Raw genomic sequence first — 19607 nt, forward strand, 5'->3', positions numbered from 1 at the left:
CTTTTATTAATTCGTACCTGTTGCAAAATGGGACAATTAAAGGCTGTTTTCAAAAGTTAAGACAGCTAAATCGTGTTCTTTTTTAGTAAAGAAACTGAAGGTTATTATGTTTGAAATGAAGTTTTTTTTGTTATTTTTATAGAAAAAAATTGGATAAAATATGAATATTGATGTATTGGTTTTTTGCGCCCATCCTGATGATGCTGAAATATCAATGGGTGGAACAATTGCAAAACTATCTAAAAATAATTTGAAGATAGGAATTATTGATTTAACTCAGGGTGAGTTGGGAACCCGTGGTAATGCTGAAACCAGACAAAAGGAAGCATTCGTTGCGGCAGGAATTCTAAAGGTTGCTTTCAGAGAAAATTTTGGACTGCCTGATGGCAACATACAGGTAAATAATGAAAATGTTCTGAAACTGATAAAAGCAATTCGAAAATATAAACCAAAAATAATTTTTGCTCCTTATTATAATGATCGCCATCCTGACCATATGGACACAAGTAATTTAGTTAAGCGTGCTTATTTTGCATGTGGACTTCCTAAAATAAAAACTTTTGAAAAAGAAAAACCGCAGGAAGCATATCGCCCGAAAAAACTTTTTTACTTTATGCACTTCTACCGTTTTAATCCATCTTTTATTATTGATATCAGCGATACTTTTGAAAATAAAATGCAAGCTATTACAGCTTATTCAACTCAATTTTTTAATCCTAAAAGTGTTGAACCTGAAACGTTTATTAGTCAGCCAAATTTTTTAAAGTTCATAGAATCAAGAGCACAGGTTTATGGATTTAGAATTGGTAAAACTTATGGTGAACCATTTTTTTGCGAGGAAGATATTGAGTTGGATTTAATCAATATGCTTCATAATAAAAATCCAAAATAAGAAAGGTAAAAAGTGAAAACTGGATTTATTGGTACTGGTTTAATGGGCAATCCAATGGCTGAAAAGCTTCTTTCGGTTGGTAATGAATTGTTGGTTTACAACAGGACTATTGAAAAAACTAGTAATCTAAAAATAAAAGGGGCTCAAATTTGTTCTACTCCGGCTGAAGTAATTCTAAAAGCGGATATTATCTTTTTAATGCTTGCAGATGGGAAAGCGATTGAGGATGTATTAAAATCGATTTTATCCTTTGGTGGAAAAACAATTATTCAGATGAGCACAGTTTCACCGGAAGAAAATAAATTATTTGCAAAAAAAGTTATAACATCTGGCGGAGATTTTCTTGAAGCGCCAGTTTTAGGTAGTATACAGCAGGTTAAAGAAAGCAAATTATTTGTTATGGTTGGCAGTACTAAAGCATTGTATGAAAAACATTCTGCTACTCTTCAGATTTTTGGAGAATCAATCTACATCGGTGAAGTTGGTAAAGCTTCTGCATTAAAACTTGCTTTTAACCAACTAATTGCTTCTTTAACCGCTTCTTTTTCTATAAGCCTTGGAATTGTACAGAAAGAAAAAATTGATGTTGAACTCTTTATGGGAATATTAAAAAGAAGCGCTCTGATGGCTCCTACTTTTGAAAAGAAACTTGATAATATGCTTACAAGAAATTTTGATGCTACAAACTTTCCAACCAAACATCTCTTAAAGGATGTGAACTTAGTTATTGATGAAGCTAAGAAATTGGAAATTAATACCAGTAGCTTGGAAGGAGTCCAAAAAATACTTGAACACGCAATTAAAATGGGATTATCCGAGAAAGATTATTCATCTTTATATAATGCTGTTGTATCCTAAGTTAGTTTGATGCATCATATTTTTAATTAATTTTAAGGAGAATAGTTATGAATTATTACAACACTAAAATTGTAAAATTATCTTTTGAAGATGCAATTGTAAAAGTAACCGAAGAGCTTAAAAAGGAAGGCTTTGGTGTGCTTACTGAAATTGATGTTAAAGAAACATTGAAGAAAAAACTTGATGTTGATTTTAGAAAATACAAAATACTTGGTGCCTGCAATCCGCCATTTGCTTACCAGGCTATTATGGCAGAAGATAAAATCGGAACTCTGCTTCCCTGTAATATTATTGTTCAGGAAACTATAGATGGAAAAGTTGAAGTTTCAGCAGTCAATCCTTTGGTTTCTATGCAGGCAGTAAAAAATCCTGGTTTAGAATCTGTTGCTTCTCAAGTATCTGAGAAACTTATAAAAGTTTTAGAAGCAGTGTAGATTTTAAACTCGCATTTATCGGTATGAATTTTCTGTTTTAAGTAAACAAATTAAGGGTTCAACAAGATTTTTTCAGCTTGATTTTATTCCAGTATTTAAGGAATCATAATATTCCTAATTTCTGTTATCGCATGCACACATAAAGAGTATTTAGCCTCATATTTTATTTCTAATGTGAATTAGTCTCAAAAATTTTAACAAAATTATAAATCAATCCAATTTTTTAAACGTCTAAAGAATCAACAAGAAATAAGAACTTAGAACTACGAGTGAAGAGTGAAGAGTGAAGAATGTAGAATGTAGAATGTAGAATGAAGAATGAAAAAAAATAACAAAAAATTTAACATTAGAGCTATTAAAGCAATTTATAGTTAATTAAATTGTCGTTTGAATTCTAAACTCATCGTTCTCAGTTCTCCACTCATCAAAGGAGTATTGGATGTTTGAAAGTGATTTGAAAACCGAAATAGTTACAAGTAATTCGATGGAAAGGATTGTTCAGCAATCTGTTTTGCAATTCAATAAAATGTGGTATCAAAGCAGTGTTAAAGCTCCGCAGATAGGAATTACTTATTCAATATTAGGAAAACTAAAACGGGAAAGACAAGTAAAACGTTTTTTCAAACTTTTAGAAAAGGAAATAAAAAAGAATTCGAATAATGAAATTGACTTATTGAATAAGTCGGCACTAAATCCTGCTATTAAAAAACTTTTAAGTACAACATTTGATTTTGAAGATGAGCAGGTTGGCCTTTTGTTTAAGAATAATTTTTTAGAAGTTACCAGACAATTTATTAAAACGGCAAAAAGTTTTGATCATTCAATAAGTACTAAAGACATATTCCAGGCTTGCCGTAATGTTTGGACAATGAATTGCCTTCAGTTGATGCTTGGACTGCGGGTTGAGTTGACACCATCGATTTTTGCTTATAGTATGCTTTACCCTTATACCGATAATTACATTGATGACCCGGATATAACACGCGAAAATAAAATATACTTCAATCAACGACTTTCAAACAGGTTGGCAGGCGAAGCACTTGATCCAATTGATTTTCACGAACAAAAAATTTATGAACTTATTGGAATGATAGAAATTCAATATGATCGCTATCTTTATCCAAATGTTTACGATAGTTTGATTTCTATTCATAAAGCGCAAATGAAAAGCCTTGCTTTGCTGGATTCAGATACTCATCTTTCCGAAGACGAACTATTGAACATTAGCATTGAAAAGGGAGGCACATCGGTTCTTGCAGATGGTTATCTTGTAGCAGGAACTTTAAATGATGCACAACGATTGTTTATGTTTGGTTACGGTGCTTTCCTTCAACTTGTTGATGATTTGCAGGATGTAAAGCAGGATCTTGAGTGCGGGCTCAAAACAATTTTTACTCGGGCAGCAAAAAAAAATCCTTTAGATGTTTATGCAAACCAAACTTACAATTTTGGTGATGAAATAATTTCCTATTGTGATTCTATTATTCCAAAACACCTAAACACAATCAAAGGATTAATGAATAAGAGTGATCAGATTCTGATGACTGAAACTATTGGACTTTCATTCATTTATTATTCGAAAAATTATTTTAAGCAGATTGAAACTTACTCACCGTTCCGTTTTTCCTTTTTGAAAAATGAGCAGGATAAATATCCATACTACCAAAAACTCTTTACACAGTTATCCGAAAAATGTTTATAATAGAATTAAGTGGGTTAGGTTAACACCTTTTCTGTTCAATAAAAGTTGAAGGTGAACTTGCTTGACTTTCCTGCCGAAATTGAAGTTATGATTTGATAATGAGTTTCTATAAATTTGCAAAAAATAGGTTGGTATTCTTACGAACATTTTCCTGTTTAAAAAACTATCCTTACATTCGTTTATTAATATTACATAAATCATTTAGGAAGCAAATATGACAAAGAAAAACAAAAAAAAGCAGAACAAGAAAGAGCTTGAAATTTTAAATAACTCTGCCGCGGAGAAAGTTGAAAAGGATAAACCGGCAAAAATCATTAAGAAAAAGGAATCAAATAAATTTTCAAAAAAGGTTTATGAAAAAGAATACGCTAAATTAAGTATTGAACTTGTAAAATTGCAGGAATGGATAAAAACAAAAGGATTGAAAATAGTAGTAATCTTTGAAGGCAGAGATGCGGCTGGAAAAGGTGGCACAATAAAAAGTATAACTCAATCTCTTAATCCCCGTATTTGCCGTGTGGTTGCGCTTGGAACTCCAACAGACCGCGAAAAAACCCAGTGGTATTTTCAAAGATATGTTCAACATCTTCCTGCTTCGGGGGAAATGGTTTTATTAGATAGAAGCTGGTATAATCGCGCTGGTGTAGAACACGTTATGGGATTTTGTACAGAAGCGGAGTACCAGGAATTTTTAAGATCTTGTCCTGAGTTTGAAAGAATGCTTATGCGCGCAGGAATTATATTAATTAAATATTGGTTTTCTGTAAGCGATGAAGAACAGGAGAAAAGATTTCAAAAAAGAATTAATGACCCTACAAAACAATGGAAACTTAGCCCAATGGATCTTCAGTCCAGAGCAAAATGGGTTGAATATTCCAAAGCAAAAGATGAGATGTTTGCTTTTACAGATTTTAAGCAAGCGCCCTGGTATGTAGTAAATGCTGATGATAAAATGCGGGCAAGATTGAATTGCATTTCTCATTTATTAAGTTTGATACCATATAAAGAAATACAAAATGAAATCATCAAATTGCCACCAAGACAAAAAGAAGCTGGTTATGTTCGTCCACCAATTTCGGATCAGACTTTTGTGCCTGAGAAATATTGATAAAATTTATTCCAATTATTTTCTAATCGGTTTAATCCATTTGGTTTCAAATGCAAATGACAAAAATCTTTTTAAAGAAAAATGAAGACCGACGAATCCGCCAGGGACATCTCTGGATTTTCAGCAATGAAATAAATGAAATTGATGGTGAGGTTCAATCAGGCGATTTAGTTGAACTTAATGACAACCAGAAAAATTATTTGGGGCAAGGTTTTTATAATAAAAACTCACTTATTGCCTTACGACTTTTATCCCGAAATAAGGAATCAGACTTAAGAAAAATTTTTCTACAGAAAATTCTACAGGCAAACGAATTAAGAAAACAATTCTATCTTAACCGCAATTCATACCGTATGGTTTTTGGTGAAAGTGATTTTTTGCCTGGACTTATTATAGATAAATTTAATGAGACTTTCGTTCTTCAGGTTCATTCTGTCGGAATGGAAAAGAATATTGAATTGATCATCCAGATATTAAAAGAAGAATTAAAGGCAAAAAATATATTCACTAAAAACGAGGAATACTTCCGTAAACTGGAAGGACTACCAGAAGATGATCAAATCTATTTTGGGAATAAATCAATAGAAATTGTTGATGATGGATTAATTAAATATAAAATTGATTTTGAAAAATCGCAGAAGACTGGTTTCTACTTCGACCAATCAGACAATAGATTTTTTATCCAAAGATTGTGCAATGGAAAAAAAATTCTTGATGCTTTCTGCAATTCGGGAGGATTTGGATTGCATGCTGCCAATGCGGGAGCTTCCGAAATTACATTTGTGGATAGCTCTTCAACAGAAATTGAAAGCGCTAAAACAAATTTTGAACTAAATAATTTTACAGCTCAATCGGAATTTATTGTTTCAGATGTATTTGATTATTTACAAAAATGTATTGCTGCAAATAAGCAATTTGATGTTGCAATTATTGATCCGCCGGCATTCGCAAAAAATAAAAAAAGTTTACCAACAGCACGGAAAGGATATGAGAAATTAAATCGCCTGGCAATTCAATCGGTTAATAATAATGGATTCCTGGTTTCTTCATCTTGCTCTTATCATTTAACGAAAGATGAATTCCTTCAAATAATTAATACTGCTGCGGTAAAAGCTGGAAGAACAATTCAACTGGTTTATTTTAATAATGCTTCCTTAGACCATCCTCAAAATCCTGCAATGGAAGAAACGGTATATCTAAAGTTTGCTGTGTTCAGAGTTTTGGAATGAATTAGTGAAAGAAAGTCTAATTTATATAGTTGATTGTTTTAGAAAATGCTAGTAGTTTTCAAAAGGAAGTATGCCTAACAAATAAAAAAGAAGAAATGACACTTACTAAAACTAAGAAACATATTTTAATAGAACGTACCGAGTGGGAAAAGATGAAGAAAAATCCAGCTTTAAGTGAAACCATAGAATTGCTTGAGGATATCTCCGATCTTGAAAAAGCAAAAAAAGTACGAGGCAAAAGTTTTTCCATTGAACAATATTTAAAAAAGCGTGGCTTATAAAATAATAATTAAACCGTCAGCTATTAAAGACCTGGATATTCTCCCCGATGTTGAATTAAACAAAATTCTAACCCGCATCAATCAGCTTAAAGAAGAACCGCGCCCAATTGGTATTCAGAAACTTACAGATAAAGAAGGTTATCGTATTCGTTCAGGTAATTATCGTGTGCTTTTTGAAATAAATGATAAGCTGAAATCCGTCTTGATTTACAGGATAAAACACAGGAAAGATATTTATAAATAAATTCTTTTTCTTCAACTGCTTGCATCATATTTACTTTTCATCTCTTCAATTATCATAACCGTTTCCACACTTACTTTACAAACACGCTTTAGCAAATCGATTACGCGCTCTTTGTAAGCAGCAAACTTGTAAGTGTTAAATTTGGCGCGCACAGTTGGATCTTTAATTTTCTTTCTCTTCTTTTCTTCCGTTATTCTTAAACGGTATGGAGTAATTTAAGTAGGATAATATTTTTCTTTTTCACCTTAAGAAAAATTTTAATAATTTCATTTTTGAAATTCCTTCTTTACACAATTTTTGTTGTGAAATTATGCTACTCAAAATAAAGGTGTAAAAATGTTATTGATTAAAAAAGTAATTTGGATTTTTGGTTTCCTCTCCTTCCACTTTTCAATTCAACTTTACTCACAGGATATCCAGCGCTACAGGGATGATGCTAAGGGAGACCTCCAATATCGCAGACAGGGAATTATGGATGGTAACCTTGTCAGAACTCTCTTTGATAATTGCGGTATGATTGGACAATGGCCAAACCAACCATCAGGCGAATGGCCTAAAGCAAGCGGACACTCATATCTTGATGGTCTTTGTGTTCTTATTGCATCTGAAGTAAAAGCACCAGGGAATGAACAAATTATTCATCCGTTGGAAACATATTACAGGGAATGGGTTGATAAAGATCCTGTAACCGGAGCATTGTGGACTTTAACTCCGGTACCAGGATACGCAAATCCAAATTCACAAACACCTGCCATTAGCGCCGATCCAAATAGTTGGCCTTCCGAATGGCCAGCCGCATTAGGCTTAGGTTCTGATTGGAATGGAAGCTGGTATGGTTATTTTGGCAAAAATATTCTCAACGCCGATTTAGAAACTTTCTATGTAATGGATGATTCAAAAGATTATGAATGGACGCGGCAGCCTTACAATTTTTTTCCAATAGCCTCTGATTTGGCAAGAGGTGGGCTGGGACTAAGAGTTGAAGTAAGAGGCTTTCAATGGTCTAATCCTTTAACGGCGGATGTTATTTTTTGGCAATATGATGTAACTAATATTTCAGATAATGATTACGATAATACTTGTTTCGGCATTTTTACAGATCCAGGTGTGGGCGGCATTTATGATTCCGGAGATGATTGTGGTTCTTTTGATACAGAACTTGATTTGGTTTATGCATTTGATTCCAATGGTTTTGGAGTGCCAAATAATTGGAAAACAGGTTTAATTGGTTATGCTTATTTGGAAAGCCCAGGAAATCCATGGGATGGATTTGACAATGATGTAGATGGAATGATAGATGAAAGGCAAGATGATGGAATTGATAATGATAATGATTGGAAAGTTATCACAGATGATGTCGGTACAGATGGTCTCCCTAATACCTATGATTTCGGTGAAGGTGATGGTATGCCTTCAAATGGTGAACCCAATTTTGATAAAACAGATAAACATGAATCTGATCAGATTGGGTTAACGGCAGTTTCTATTTACCGTCTAGGTGATGGAGGTGTGGGTGGCGGATGGCCTAAAGACGATGAAACTATGTGGTTAAAAATGCAAGCAGGAACGTTTGATACTTCGTTGCAGAATTCAAATATCAGCATCGTTTTTTCTTCTGGTACTTTTCCGTTTAAACAAGGCAGCAGAGAAAAGTATTCGATGGCATTACTTTTTGGCGAAAACTTTGATGACCTTGCGTTAAATAAAAACAATGCGCAAAGTATTTATGATAGAAATTATAACTTTACTCCGGATTCTACCACAAATGTTAATGAGGAATCTTCAAACAATTGCAATAAATATTCTATACTACAGAATTATCCCAATCCTTTTAATCCAACAACAACAATAAACTATAATTTACAATCAGATGGAATTGTAACAGTAAAGATTTTCGATATGCTTGGAAGAGAAGTAAAAACTTTAGTTAATGATTATAAAAATGCTGGCAGTTACTCGGTTGTTTGGGATGGTAAAGATAATTATACCAATGAAGTTTGTTCTGGGATTTACTTTTATGATATCAAATTTGGAGATAATGTGATAACCAAGAAGATGATTCTAATTAGATAGAGATAAGTCTTATCCCAGGCGGGGCGTAATGTTCCGCCTGCCAGATTATTATTAATTCCAGTTCATCAACTACTGGTAATTCCTTATTAATTTTGCATCGTTTTTATCCGCCACCCAAAAATATAAAGTTCGATTCTTGTAAAAGTATTATTTCATCTATATTTTTTGAAACCATTTCTTACGGGTAGTTGTACAAAAGAAGTAATTTTATAAAATTCAAAGCGAGGTTAACATTTTGGATATTACAGCTTTAAATGAAAAAATAAAAAACGAAAGTGCTTTCGTCGATTTACTGATGAATGAAATTGGCAAAGTGATAGTTGGGCAAAAGGCTATGGTTGAACGACTTGTTGTTGGTTTGCTTGCCAATGGACATATTCTTCTGGAAGGTGTGCCTGGATTAGCTAAGACGCTTGCAATAAAATCGCTGGCTGCGGCAATGAAAGCTAAGTTCCAGCGAATTCAATTCACTCCCGATTTGCTGCCTGCAGATTTAATCGGTACAATGATTTACAACCAAAAGGATGGAAATTTCTTTATTAAGAAAGGCCCGATCTTCGCAAATTTTATTCTTGCTGATGAAATAAATCGTGCCCCGGCAAAAGTGCAAAGCGCTTTGCTGGAAGCAATGCAGGAAAGACAGATTACAATTAGTGAAAGTACTTTTAAATTAGAAGAGCCATTTCTTGTTCTTGCAACACAAAATCCAATCGAGCAGGAAGGTACCTACCCATTGCCAGAAGCGCAGGTTGATAGGTTTATGTTGAAGATAAAAATCACTTATCCTTCGCGCGAAGAAGAGTTGAAGATAATGAAGCAGAATGTAGAGAATTTATCCAATGATATAATCCAGCCGGTTATTACTCCACAGGATATTCTTAAAGCCAGAAATTTGGTGCAGGAGATTTATGTTGATGAGAAAATTGATCGCTATATACTTGATATTGTTTTTGCAACAAGGAATCCAAAGGAATACGGGCTTCCGAATTTGACAGATTTAATTTCTTACGGTGCTTCACCGCGTGCATCTATAAATCTGGCACTTGGAGCGCGTGCAATGGCGTTTATTAAAAGAAGGGGTTATGTAATTCCGGAAGATGTCCGTAATATTTGTTATGATGTTCTTCGTCATCGTGTGGCTGTAACTTATGAAGCGGAAGCAGAAGAAATTACTTCGGAAACAATCATCCAGGAAATTTTGAATAAAATTGAAGTGCCTTAGCCCCTAAATCCCCCCAAGGGGGACTTTAGAAGAACAAGTATGAGTTATTATGAAAACGATTATTGAATATATTATTGAATTCAATTCCCTCTCCCTTGGGGAGAGGGTTGGGTGTGGGCTTTTATGTTAACCAAAGAATTACTTAAACAAGTCCGTCAAATTGAAATAAAGACCAAAGGCGTTGTTAACCAGGTCTTCACTGGCGAATACCATTCTGTATTCAAAGGAAGAGGAATGGAGTTTTCTGAAGTGCGCGAATATCAATTCGGTGACGACATAAGGAATATAGACTGGAACGTTACAGCACGGTTTGGTCATCCTTATATAAAAATATTTGAAGAAGAACGGGAACTTACTGTAATGCTTCTGGTTGATTTGAGTGGGTCATTAGGATTTGGAAGTGTTGAAAAAACAAAACAGCAAATTGCAGCAGAATTAAGCGCTGTATTAGCTTTTTCTGCTATGAAGAATAATGATAAAGTTGGATTAATTTTATTCAGTGATAGAATAGAACGTTTCGTTCCGCCCAGAAAAGGAAGAACCCACGTTCTTAGAATAATCCGGGAGGTTCTTTCTTTTGAACCTGATGGGAAAGAAACCAATATTAAAGCTGCACTTGAGTATATGAACAATGCCATCAAGAAAAGAAGTATTGTTTTTTTAATTTCGGATTTTATGGACTCCGGCTATGAAAGAATTTTGAGAATAGTTGGAAAGAAACATGACTTTATAGGCGTGGTTTTAACTGATGATAAAGAAAATTTAATCCCTAAAGTTGGTCTGATTAAAATCCAGGACGCTGAAACCGGCGAAGAAAGATACATCGATACTTCCGATAAAGTTTTTCAAAAGTGGTTTGTTAGAAACCGGCTTGAAAATTTTGAACAAAGAAAATCATTGTTTATTAAGAGCCGGCTGGATTCAATTAGTATTAATACAAATAAATCTTACATAAAACCTTTAATTGATTTCTTCCGATTACGCGAGAGACGATGGTAAAAAAAGTATTATTAGCAATATTTGTAATAGGTTTTACATTCATTTCTGTTAAAGCGCAGAGTGTTTCTGTTAAAGCTTCGGTAGATTCTTCACGCTATCTTGTTGGTGATTTTATAAATTATTCCATCATAATAAATCATCCAAAAGATGTTAGCGTAAATTCTCCATCTATTAAGGATAGCTTAAAAGGAATTGATTTAATAAAAATTGAACCGGTTGCAACAGAAGAAAAAGATGGGAGCGTAACTTCTACATTTAAATTTATTTTAGCTAAATACGATTCCGGAGATGTTCATATTCCAGCTATACCAATAATCTATAATCGGAAAGGGAATCAAGCTAAAGAAACTACATTAACCAACACGGTTTATCTTACAGTAAGTACATTAAATGTTAATCCACAAAGTGATATTAAGGATGTGAAAGAACCGATCAAGATTCCTTTGGATTGGCGATTAATTTTGATGTGGAGTTTAATTGCTCTGGTTATTATTGCTGCTGGAGTTTATGGATTTTTATATTATAGGAAGAAACGATTACAAAAACTTGGAATAATTGAAGAGATAAAAAGAGAACCGTACGAAATTGCTTTGGAAGAACTTAAATTGCTTGAAGAAAAAAAACTCTGGCAGCAAGGCAGGATAAAAGAATATCACACTGAGGTTACTGGAATCATCCGCAAATATTTTGAAGGAAGATTCCTTGTTCCTGCTTTAGAAATTACAACAGACGAATTGTTAAATGGACTTAATGGGGTGGCAGATGCTGAATCAATTACAAAAATCACTTCTGATTTTTTGAACAATGCTGACTTAGTTAAATTTGCAAAGTTTGTACCGATGAATGATGTTAATGAAGAGATGCTGAAGCAAGCTTATCAAATAGTAAACGATACAATGCACAAAACAGAAGATAACATGCAAATTGAGTCGGAGGTAGTTGATGTTCACTGACACTCACTTTGCTTATTCATGGATGTTTTATTTTCTTCTGCTCCTTCCACTGCTAGCTTTTTGGTATTGGAAAACTGGCAGGAATAAATCAACCTCAGTAACTTTTTCATCATTAAAAATCTTAAAGGGATTTCCACCAACTCTGCGGGAGCGGTTACGACATTTAATTTTTGTTCTTCGATTGCTCGCTTTAGCTTTTTTAATCGTTGCTATGGCAAGACCACAAAGTTTTTCTTCGGGCGAAAATATTTATACAGAGGGAATTGATATTGCAATGCTGCTTGATATTTCCAGCAGTATGCTCGCAGAAGATTTTCATCCTAACAGGATTGGCGCTGCAAAAAATGTAATTGATGATTTCATACAGGGCAGGGTTAGTGATAAAATCGGATTGGTAATTTTTGCCCGTGAGAGTTTTACTCAATGCCCACTTACAATCGACTACCCTGTGCTTAGGGGATTGTTGAAAGATATTAAAAGCGGTATGATTGAAGATGGAACAGCTATTGGGAACGCAATTGCAAACGGTGTTAACAGGTTAAAGGATAGTAAGGCTAAAAGCAAAGTAATCATTCTTTTAACAGATGGCGTGAACAACGCTGGTGAAGTGGATCCGTTAACAGCAGCACAAATTGCCAAAACTTTTGGAATACGTGTATACGCAATCGGTGTGGGAACAATTGGTGAAGCGCCATATCCTTTCCAAACACCTTACGGAATTCGATATCAAATGGTTCCGGTTGAAATTGATGAAGGAGTTCTTAAACAAATTGCATCAATTACTAATGGAAAATATTTCCGTGCTACCAATAATAAAAAGCTTGAAGATATTTATAAAGAAATTGATAAGATGGAAAAAACAAAAGTTGAAATTACTTCATACAGAAATGCTAAAGAACTTTTTTATGGCTGGCTCGGTGCTGGTATATTTTTTCTTTTCCTGGAAATGGGATTATCGAGAACAGTTTTTAGAAAAATTCCATAGCTGACTTTATAATAATTTTTACATTAAGATATTTATTTAATCAAAATTAAGTTACCTAATGTTCAGATTTGCACATAGTGAGTATTTAAACCTTCTTTATTTAATTCCATTACTGGTGGTTTTTTACTGGTGGACTTACAGGAAGCAGAGCAAACTACTTGAGCTTTTTGCTAATAAGAAATTATTAAAAGTTCTTTCACCTGAAAGAAGTAGATCTAAATTTATTTTAAAGAGTGGATTAAATTTGTTCATAGCCACTTTATTAATTTTAGCATTGGCAAATCCACAAATTGGTATAAGGTACGAAGAAGTTAAACAGGCTGGAATAGATGTGTTTATTCTCCTTGATGTTTCCCTTAGTATGAAGGCAGAAGACATAAAACCAAACCGCCTTGATGTTGCAAAACAATCAATCTCAACTTTAATTCAAAAGTTAAGAGGTGATAGATTAGGTCTGATAGTTTTTTCCGGAGCTGCTTATGTTCAGTTTCCTTTAACAACTGATTATGCGGCGGCCAATCTGCTTTTAAATGCAACAAGTTTCAACACCGTACCTCAACCCGGCACAGCTATAGCCGAAGCTATTAAGTCGGCGGTCAGATCTTTCAAGGAGGATGTTAAAACTCAAAAGGTAATTATTATTATAACTGATGGCGAGGATCACGAGGGAGACATAACCGGTGCAGTTAATGAGGCTGGAGATAAAGGAATAAAAATTTATACAATCGGGATGGGCTCGCCGCAGGGTGTTCCGATTCCAATTGGTAATCAACAAGGTCAGCCTGCTTATAAGACTGATGAACAAGGGAATATAGTTCTTACAAAGTTAGATGAACTAACTCTTCAGCAAATTGCAAACGATGGTAAAGGAAAATATTATCGCGGTTCAAGTAGTGGTAATGAATTAGATCAAATCTACAATGAGCTTTCCAAAATTGAAAAGACAGAATATGGAACTGCAAAAGTTACAGATTATGAAGATCGATTTTATTACTTGCTTGCTGCAGCTATAATCCTGTTAATGATTGAATTCTTTATTTCAGAAAAAAGATCTGCTCGATGGGCAAAGTTTAGTAAAAAAGTTGGAATTGAATCTTAAAAAAATCAGTTGAAGTTGATATGAATAATGCAATGAAAAATAGAATTTACGCAATCGGCTTGTTGTTAATAATCTTTGTGTTGTTTGCCAATGTTTCTTTTTCCCAAAGTTTAAGAAGTCTTGTTAACGATGGTGTGGAAAAATATAAAGATAAAAAATTTCCGGATTCTGAAGTCAATTTTAAAAAAGGATTAGAGAAAGCACCGGATAACTTTAACGCAAAGTTTAATCTTGGCGATGCACTTTACAAACAACAGCGATACGATGAAGCAATTAAATCCTACCAGCAGGCGTTGCAAATGTCCAAAGATAATGAGTCTAAAGCAAAAACTTTTCATAACATTGGAAACTCATTACTAAAATCGGAAAAGGTACAGGAAAGTGTTGATGCCTATAAAAATTCATTGAAGCTGAATCCCAAGGATGAAGAAACTAAGTATAATCTTTCTTATGCGTTGAATAAGTTAAAACAACAAAAAGAAAATAAACAACAGGATAAGAATAAAGACAAGAACGATAAGAAGGATCAAAACAAAAACCAGAAAGATCAGGATAAACAGGACCAGAATAAGGACAAAAAAGATCAGCAGAATCAAAATCAGAATAAGGACCAACAATCCCAACAGGATAATACTAAGCAGCAGGATAAACAAAATCAGCAGGCAAAGCAGGATAAGAATAAAATGTCTAAGGAAGAAGCACAGCGCATTCTTAATGCACTAAAAAATAATGAACAGGATTTGCAAAAGAAACTTAGGAAGTTTGCAGGAAAGCGGGTAGCAACTTCTAAAGACTGGTAAAAAGATGGAATATTTACAATTAAACTATACTTTGAAAGAGGCTGGTATAAAGGTATAGGGGTATAAAGGTATAGGAGTAAAAGGTATAGGAGTATAAAGTACGTAGAGATCTTTCCAATATACCCATATACCCTTATACCCTTATACCTATATCCCAGAAACCACTTTCTTTTTAGTATAGTTTAATTTTTGCTTTGTAAATGAAAACTATTTTACTTCAAGTATATATTAGAATTACGTTTCTTATATTTGGACTGAACCTTAATTGAATCTTTGGTATGATAGAAAAGAAAAAAATATTTTTTATAATTTTAATAACGTTTATAATAAACTACAATCTGGCGGCACAATCATTTACGGCTTCAGTAAACAGTACGTCTGTGGGATCGAATGAACCTTTCGAAATTTCTTTCCAGTTTAATGGAGACGAAATTAACAGTCTTAGAAATTTCCATGCACCGGATTTTATGAATTTCAAGGTTATCTCCGGACCAAACCAATCTACAAGCATGCAGATAATTAATGGTTCAGTTTCTGCTTCTTTAAGTTATTCATTTTACGTAACCGCTTCGGCTTTAGGTAATTTTACAATCGGTTCAGCATCTATCGATTACAAGGGAAAGACGTATAAGACAGAACCAATAAAAATAAATGTTATTAAAGGTACTGCACCTCAATCACAGCAACAGCAGAAACAACAACAAAACAATGCACAGGTAAATACAAAGAATATTGCCGAGAATGTTTTCATTAAAGCATTTGCGGATAGACAGAAAGTTTATAAAGGGGAGCAGGTTACAGTTACTTATAAACTTTACACACGGTTAGATATTTCTTCTCCGCAAATTTCAAAGTTACCGCAATACCAGGGTTTTTGGGCAGAAGAAATAGAATCGCCAAATAGAATTTTCTTTACAACTGAAGTTGTTAATGGAAAGCAATACAGAGTTGCAACTTTGAAAAAAGCTGCTTTGTTCCCCACCCAAACAGGGCAGCTATCAGTTACACCATTTGAACTTACGATTCCTGTGGTTATTCCAAAGCAGCGCCGGCGCGGTGATATTTTTGATGAGTTCTTTAATGATCCATTTTTTAACCAGGGACAAACAGTTGATTACAAAGCTACGTCAAACACTTTAAGAGTAGATGTTCTGCCTCTTCCATCTTCAAATATCCCGGCTTCTTTCCACGGTGCAGTAGGCGATTTTTCATTCAAAGCTTCTGTTGATAAAAATAATGTTAAGATGAATGAACCTTTTACATTGAAATTATTTGTTTCCGGAACTGGAAACATTAGTCTGCTGGATTTACCAGAAATTACTTTGCCCGCCGGGCTTGAAAAGTATGAACCAAAAACCAATGATCAGATAAATAGAAGTGGTAGAATTTCCGGGCAGAAAGTTGTTGAGTATTTAATTGTACCACGGGCGATGGGTAAAAAGGAAATTGCACCGATTGAGTTTTCGTACTTCAACCCATCCAATAACAAATATTATACAGTAAGCTCTCAGACTTTTAATCTAAATGTTGAAAAGGGTGATGGAACTTACGGTGAGGGTGTGGCTGGATTCAATAAGGAGGATGTTAAACTTCTTGGCGAGGATATAAGATTTATAAAAACTACTTCTGATGATTTAGTAAAAAAAGGTGATTATACATATCTCAAATTTTGGTTCTGGGCAATTACATTGCTTCCATTAATTGCTTTTGTTGGCTTAATTGCATGGAAAAAGAGAGAAGATGAATTATCAGGTAATGTGCAATTGATGAAATTCCATCGGGCAGAAAAAATTGCACGGAATAGATTAAAAACAGCCAAGAAATCTTTTGATACACATAACCAGCAAGTTTTTTATTCCGATATTTCTCAGGCGCTATTCGGTTATCTTGAAGATAAATTGAAAATTCCCAAAGCTGATTTTTCAATTGATCGGGCAATTGAAGCTTTAAGAGATAATAATATTTCTGAAGAGTTTGTTGCAGAGGTGAGGAATTCAGTTGAGACTTGTGAATTTGCACGATTTGCTCCACAGAGCGATGGACAGGCTACGATGCAGGAAATGTATGAACGGGCTTCCAAAATTATTATTGAATTTGAAAAGAATCTTGTTACAAAGAATAAATTGAAATGAAAAAACTATTCATCTTCATATTATTAATTATTTCAATCCCATTATTAGCTAATGGTGAACCTGAAAGAATACTGGAAAAGGGAAATACCTTTTACCAGAACAATCAATTTGAACAAGCGATTGAAGTTTATGAAAAAATTTTGCATAACGGATACGAAAGTAAAAATCTTTATTATAATCTTGGCAATGCTAATTTTAGAATTGGCAGAATTGGCTATTCAATTCTGAATTATGAAAAAGCGCTTAAACTCTCACCAAATGATGAAGATATAAATTATAATCTAAAAATTGCTAATGCTCATACTGTTGATAAGATAGAAATGCTTCCAAAATTATTCTTTGTAAGATGGTGGGAATCGTTGGTAAATCTTTTCCCAATTAATGGCTGGTTGATAACAATCTATTTTATCTATTTGATTATTCTTTCTATCGCTGCGTTATATTTTTTTTCTAAAAGTTCCTTCATACAAAGATGGTCTTTTCTTACCGGTTCAATATTCGGAATTCTATTCTTATTATCATTGTTATTTTTCTTCCTTAAATTAAATCAGGATACAAACAGCAATTATGCAATTTTGATTGAATCAACAGTAACAGTTAAAACATCGCCGGATAATCAAAGTAATGATGCATTTATTATCCACGAAGGATTAAAAGTTAAAGTTGAAGATGAATTGAACAATTGGTATAAAGTGCGTCTTGCAGATGGAAAAATCGGTTGGTTACCAGAGGCGAATTTAAAAATAATTTAAGCGAGTGAAACTTTTCTTCCCTTCATCCTGTTGAATATTTACAACTGACTAAACGATAACAATTATTAAGGAAATAAATGAAAAATATATTTTTTGTTGCTGTACTTCTTTTATTAAGTGTAACTATTCTATCCAACGCCCAGGATAAAAAAATGATGGATATGAAAAAGAAAACTGGAAAAGAGGTATTAAAAAATAAAGAAGTAGTAAATTCAGATAACGCCAAAACAATTGATAAAAAAGGTAAAGTGGAAGAATCTGTTAAAATGGCTAATAATAAAGTTTGCCCGGTTTCCGGAGAAGAGCTTGAAAATAACGATGTAACTTACACATATAAGGGTGTAACTTATGGTCTTTGCTGCAAAAAATGCCTGGCAAAAGTAAAAAAGGATCCGGATAAATATTTATCAAAACTTTCAACTGATGGAAAAAGTTTATAGATGAACATATAATAAATCTAATTTATTTTATTCTAAGGTGGTTTAGTAACCACCTTTTTTTTGATTAATCATAAATGAGTCCACTCTAAAAAGCCGAAATACTCAAATTGTCATTCCCACGAAAGTGGGAATCTAAAACACGTAGAATTTTAAATAGATTCCCACTCCCGCCTTTCGCTGGCTGGTTCGTGGGAATGACAATTGGGCAATATTAGCTTTTTAAACCGGACTCATCTATGTAAATAAAAGTTTTATTAATTCATCCTTTGTAATATTTTCATTTATGGAAAGAGAATTAAGAATGTTGTTTAGAGTTCCAATTTTTAATTGATCGTGATTTGGAATTGTTATATGAAATTGTTCTGAACCAGACTGCTTAGTTAATCTAATGTGACTGCCTTTTTGTCGGGTTATAGAATATCCGATTTTTTCAAGTCTTTTTATTAAATCAACGGCGGAAACATCTCTTGGGATTTTCACGCTGCCATTACCTCTTCTTTAATGTAATGAAGCCTTATCAATTTTGGCATTTCTGAAATCTCGAAATGACAGGCAATTGCTTCCTTAATATTTTTTCTAAGTTCAACTAAATTCTCAGCCTCGGTAAAAATTGAATAACCTAAGGCTTTAGCTTCGTATCCACCTTCTAATGATTCTTCAATAATAAACATAATTTCATTATTCATACCTTTTTCCTGCTTTACTTTGTATAAAAATAAAAAATTATAGTTGCAAAGTAAATCATATTTAATAGCTATTTCATTAAAACCAACTTTGCGCTTTTCTCAATTACTATTTCAGTTTCGATTGATGATGCTGTAAGTTTATAAATATATATTCCACTTGAAACTTGTTCATCAGTGTTATTTCTTCCATCCCAAACAATTTCTTTATAACCAGCAGACTGATAACCAGATACTAATGTTTTAACTTCTCTTCCCAACAAGTCATAAATTCTCAATTCAACATTTGATGTATTTGGTAAAGAGTACTTTAGTGTTGTTGATGGATTGAATGGATTAGGATAGTTCTGCGATAAAGAAAATTCAATTGGCAAAATATTTACATCTACTTCAATTTCACCGGAGTATTTATACTGTCCGTCATTATCAATTTGTTTTAAGCGGTAAGAATAATTTCCGTTTAAAACATTTTTATCAATAAAAGAATATTCTTTTGGCGAGTTACTATTGCCGTTACCGTTTACAAAACCAACTTTTCCCCAATTTCTAATTCCCAATTTGTAATTCGTAATTCTTTGTACTGTAATGCTTCAAGTGGAAAAGGAATTTTCAAATTATAATATTTGTAAAATAAAAAATGGAGATTCCAACAATGAGAGAAAGAAAACACTACTCGGCTGAACAAAAAGTAATTATTCTAAGAGAACTTCTTGAAAACAAT

General features: G+C 33.4%; 22 protein-coding genes. 18 read left to right on the plus strand and 4 right to left on the minus strand.

The window, feature by feature from the left end; translation table 11 throughout:
• Positions 1-160 precede the first annotated feature (160 nt).
• The 8 genes from bshB1 (at position 161) to NTX22_15230 (ending at position 6748) form a co-directional block, all read left to right on the plus strand.
• Complete coding sequence (gene bshB1 / locus NTX22_15195) at positions 161-892, plus strand: bacillithiol biosynthesis deacetylase BshB1 (GenBank protein MCX6151869.1); 732 nt, start codon at positions 161-163, stop codon at positions 890-892.
• 12 nt (positions 893-904) lie between these two features.
• On the plus strand, positions 905-1750 hold the full coding sequence (locus NTX22_15200) for an NAD(P)-dependent oxidoreductase (protein MCX6151870.1): 846 nt from the start codon (positions 905-907) through the stop codon (positions 1748-1750).
• A 47-nt stretch (positions 1751-1797) separates the two neighbouring features.
• On the plus strand, positions 1798-2184 hold the full coding sequence (locus tag NTX22_15205) for a DUF302 domain-containing protein (GenBank protein MCX6151871.1): 387 nt from the start codon (positions 1798-1800) through the stop codon (positions 2182-2184).
• 439 nt (positions 2185-2623) lie between these two features.
• Positions 2624-3886 carry a class 1 isoprenoid biosynthesis enzyme gene (locus tag NTX22_15210; protein MCX6151872.1) on the plus strand — a complete coding sequence of 421 codons (1263 nt, stop codon included), beginning with the start codon at positions 2624-2626 and terminating at the stop codon, positions 3884-3886.
• A 214-nt stretch (positions 3887-4100) separates the two neighbouring features.
• Positions 4101-4994, plus strand: a complete 894-nt coding sequence (ppk2, locus tag NTX22_15215; protein ID MCX6151873.1) for a polyphosphate kinase 2 — start codon at positions 4101-4103, stop codon at positions 4992-4994.
• Between the two features lie 56 nt (positions 4995-5050).
• Entirely contained in the window at positions 5051-6223 is a 1173-nt protein-coding gene (locus tag NTX22_15220; GenBank protein ID MCX6151874.1) for a class I SAM-dependent rRNA methyltransferase, read from the plus strand.
• A gap of 29 nt (positions 6224-6252) precedes the next feature.
• Positions 6253-6504 (plus strand): hypothetical protein, encoded by a 252-nt coding sequence (locus tag NTX22_15225; protein ID MCX6151875.1) that lies wholly within the window; start codon positions 6253-6255, stop codon positions 6502-6504.
• Positions 6494-6748: a type II toxin-antitoxin system RelE/ParE family toxin gene (locus tag NTX22_15230; GenBank protein ID MCX6151876.1), complete on the plus strand. Its 255-nt coding sequence runs from the start codon at positions 6494-6496 to the stop codon at positions 6746-6748. The genes NTX22_15225 and NTX22_15230 overlap by 11 nt, the downstream gene beginning before the upstream one ends.
• Before the next feature lie 11 nt (positions 6749-6759).
• On the opposite strand, the gene NTX22_15235 is transcribed toward NTX22_15230, so the two are convergent.
• Positions 6760-6900, minus strand: a complete 141-nt coding sequence (locus NTX22_15235; GenBank protein ID MCX6151877.1) for a hypothetical protein — start codon at positions 6898-6900, stop codon at positions 6760-6762.
• Positions 6901-7084: 184 nt separating this feature from the next.
• On the opposite strand from NTX22_15235, the gene NTX22_15240 reads away from it, so the two are divergent.
• The 10 genes from NTX22_15240 (at position 7085) to NTX22_15285 (ending at position 18203) form a co-directional block, all read left to right on the plus strand.
• Positions 7085-8821 carry a T9SS type A sorting domain-containing protein gene (locus NTX22_15240; protein ID MCX6151878.1) on the plus strand — a complete coding sequence of 579 codons (1737 nt, stop codon included), beginning with the start codon at positions 7085-7087 and terminating at the stop codon, positions 8819-8821.
• 235 nt (positions 8822-9056) lie between these two features.
• Positions 9057-10043 (plus strand): MoxR family ATPase, encoded by a 987-nt coding sequence (locus NTX22_15245; protein MCX6151879.1) that lies wholly within the window; start codon positions 9057-9059, stop codon positions 10041-10043.
• Positions 10044-10166: 123 nt separating this feature from the next.
• The gene (locus tag NTX22_15250; protein MCX6151880.1) at positions 10167-11042 is read left to right on the plus strand and encodes a DUF58 domain-containing protein; all 876 of its coding nucleotides are present in this window, start codon (positions 10167-10169) and stop codon (positions 11040-11042) included.
• Positions 11036-11995, plus strand: a complete 960-nt coding sequence (locus NTX22_15255; GenBank protein MCX6151881.1) for a hypothetical protein — start codon at positions 11036-11038, stop codon at positions 11993-11995. Before NTX22_15250 ends, NTX22_15255 begins: the two co-directional genes overlap by 7 nt.
• Positions 11985-12980 carry a VWA domain-containing protein gene (locus NTX22_15260; GenBank protein ID MCX6151882.1) on the plus strand — a complete coding sequence of 332 codons (996 nt, stop codon included), beginning with the start codon at positions 11985-11987 and terminating at the stop codon, positions 12978-12980. The genes NTX22_15255 and NTX22_15260 overlap by 11 nt, the downstream gene beginning before the upstream one ends.
• A 58-nt stretch (positions 12981-13038) precedes the next feature.
• Complete coding sequence (locus NTX22_15265; protein ID MCX6151883.1) at positions 13039-14079, plus strand: VWA domain-containing protein; 1041 nt, start codon at positions 13039-13041, stop codon at positions 14077-14079.
• Between the two features lie 32 nt (positions 14080-14111).
• Positions 14112-14879 (plus strand): tetratricopeptide repeat protein, encoded by a 768-nt coding sequence (locus NTX22_15270; protein MCX6151884.1) that lies wholly within the window; start codon positions 14112-14114, stop codon positions 14877-14879.
• 278 nt (positions 14880-15157) lie between these two features.
• Positions 15158-17011 carry a BatD family protein gene (locus NTX22_15275; GenBank protein MCX6151885.1) on the plus strand — a complete coding sequence of 618 codons (1854 nt, stop codon included), beginning with the start codon at positions 15158-15160 and terminating at the stop codon, positions 17009-17011.
• A complete protein-coding gene (locus NTX22_15280; GenBank protein ID MCX6151886.1) occupies positions 17008-17763 on the plus strand; it encodes a hypothetical protein in 756 nt (251 codons plus the stop codon). Before NTX22_15275 ends, NTX22_15280 begins: the two co-directional genes overlap by 4 nt.
• Before the next feature lie 77 nt (positions 17764-17840).
• Complete coding sequence (locus NTX22_15285) at positions 17841-18203, plus strand: hypothetical protein (protein ID MCX6151887.1); 363 nt, start codon at positions 17841-17843, stop codon at positions 18201-18203.
• 234 nt (positions 18204-18437) lie between these two features.
• On the opposite strand, the gene NTX22_15290 is transcribed toward NTX22_15285, so the two are convergent.
• From NTX22_15290 to NTX22_15300, 3 genes are all read right to left on the minus strand, one after another.
• Positions 18438-18683: a type II toxin-antitoxin system HicA family toxin gene (locus NTX22_15290; protein MCX6151888.1), complete on the minus strand. Its 246-nt coding sequence runs from the start codon at positions 18681-18683 to the stop codon at positions 18438-18440.
• A complete protein-coding gene (locus NTX22_15295; GenBank protein ID MCX6151889.1) occupies positions 18680-18889 on the minus strand; it encodes a 2-oxoisovalerate dehydrogenase in 210 nt (69 codons plus the stop codon). Before NTX22_15295 ends, NTX22_15290 begins: the two co-directional genes overlap by 4 nt.
• Before the next feature lie 68 nt (positions 18890-18957).
• Positions 18958-19443: a T9SS type A sorting domain-containing protein gene (locus tag NTX22_15300; GenBank protein MCX6151890.1), complete on the minus strand. Its 486-nt coding sequence runs from the start codon at positions 19441-19443 to the stop codon at positions 18958-18960.
• Positions 19444-19607 lie beyond the last annotated feature (164 nt).

Source organism: Ignavibacteriales bacterium (assembly GCA_026390815.1).
Classification (GTDB): domain Bacteria; phylum Bacteroidota; class Ignavibacteria; order Ignavibacteriales; family SURF-24; genus JAPLFH01.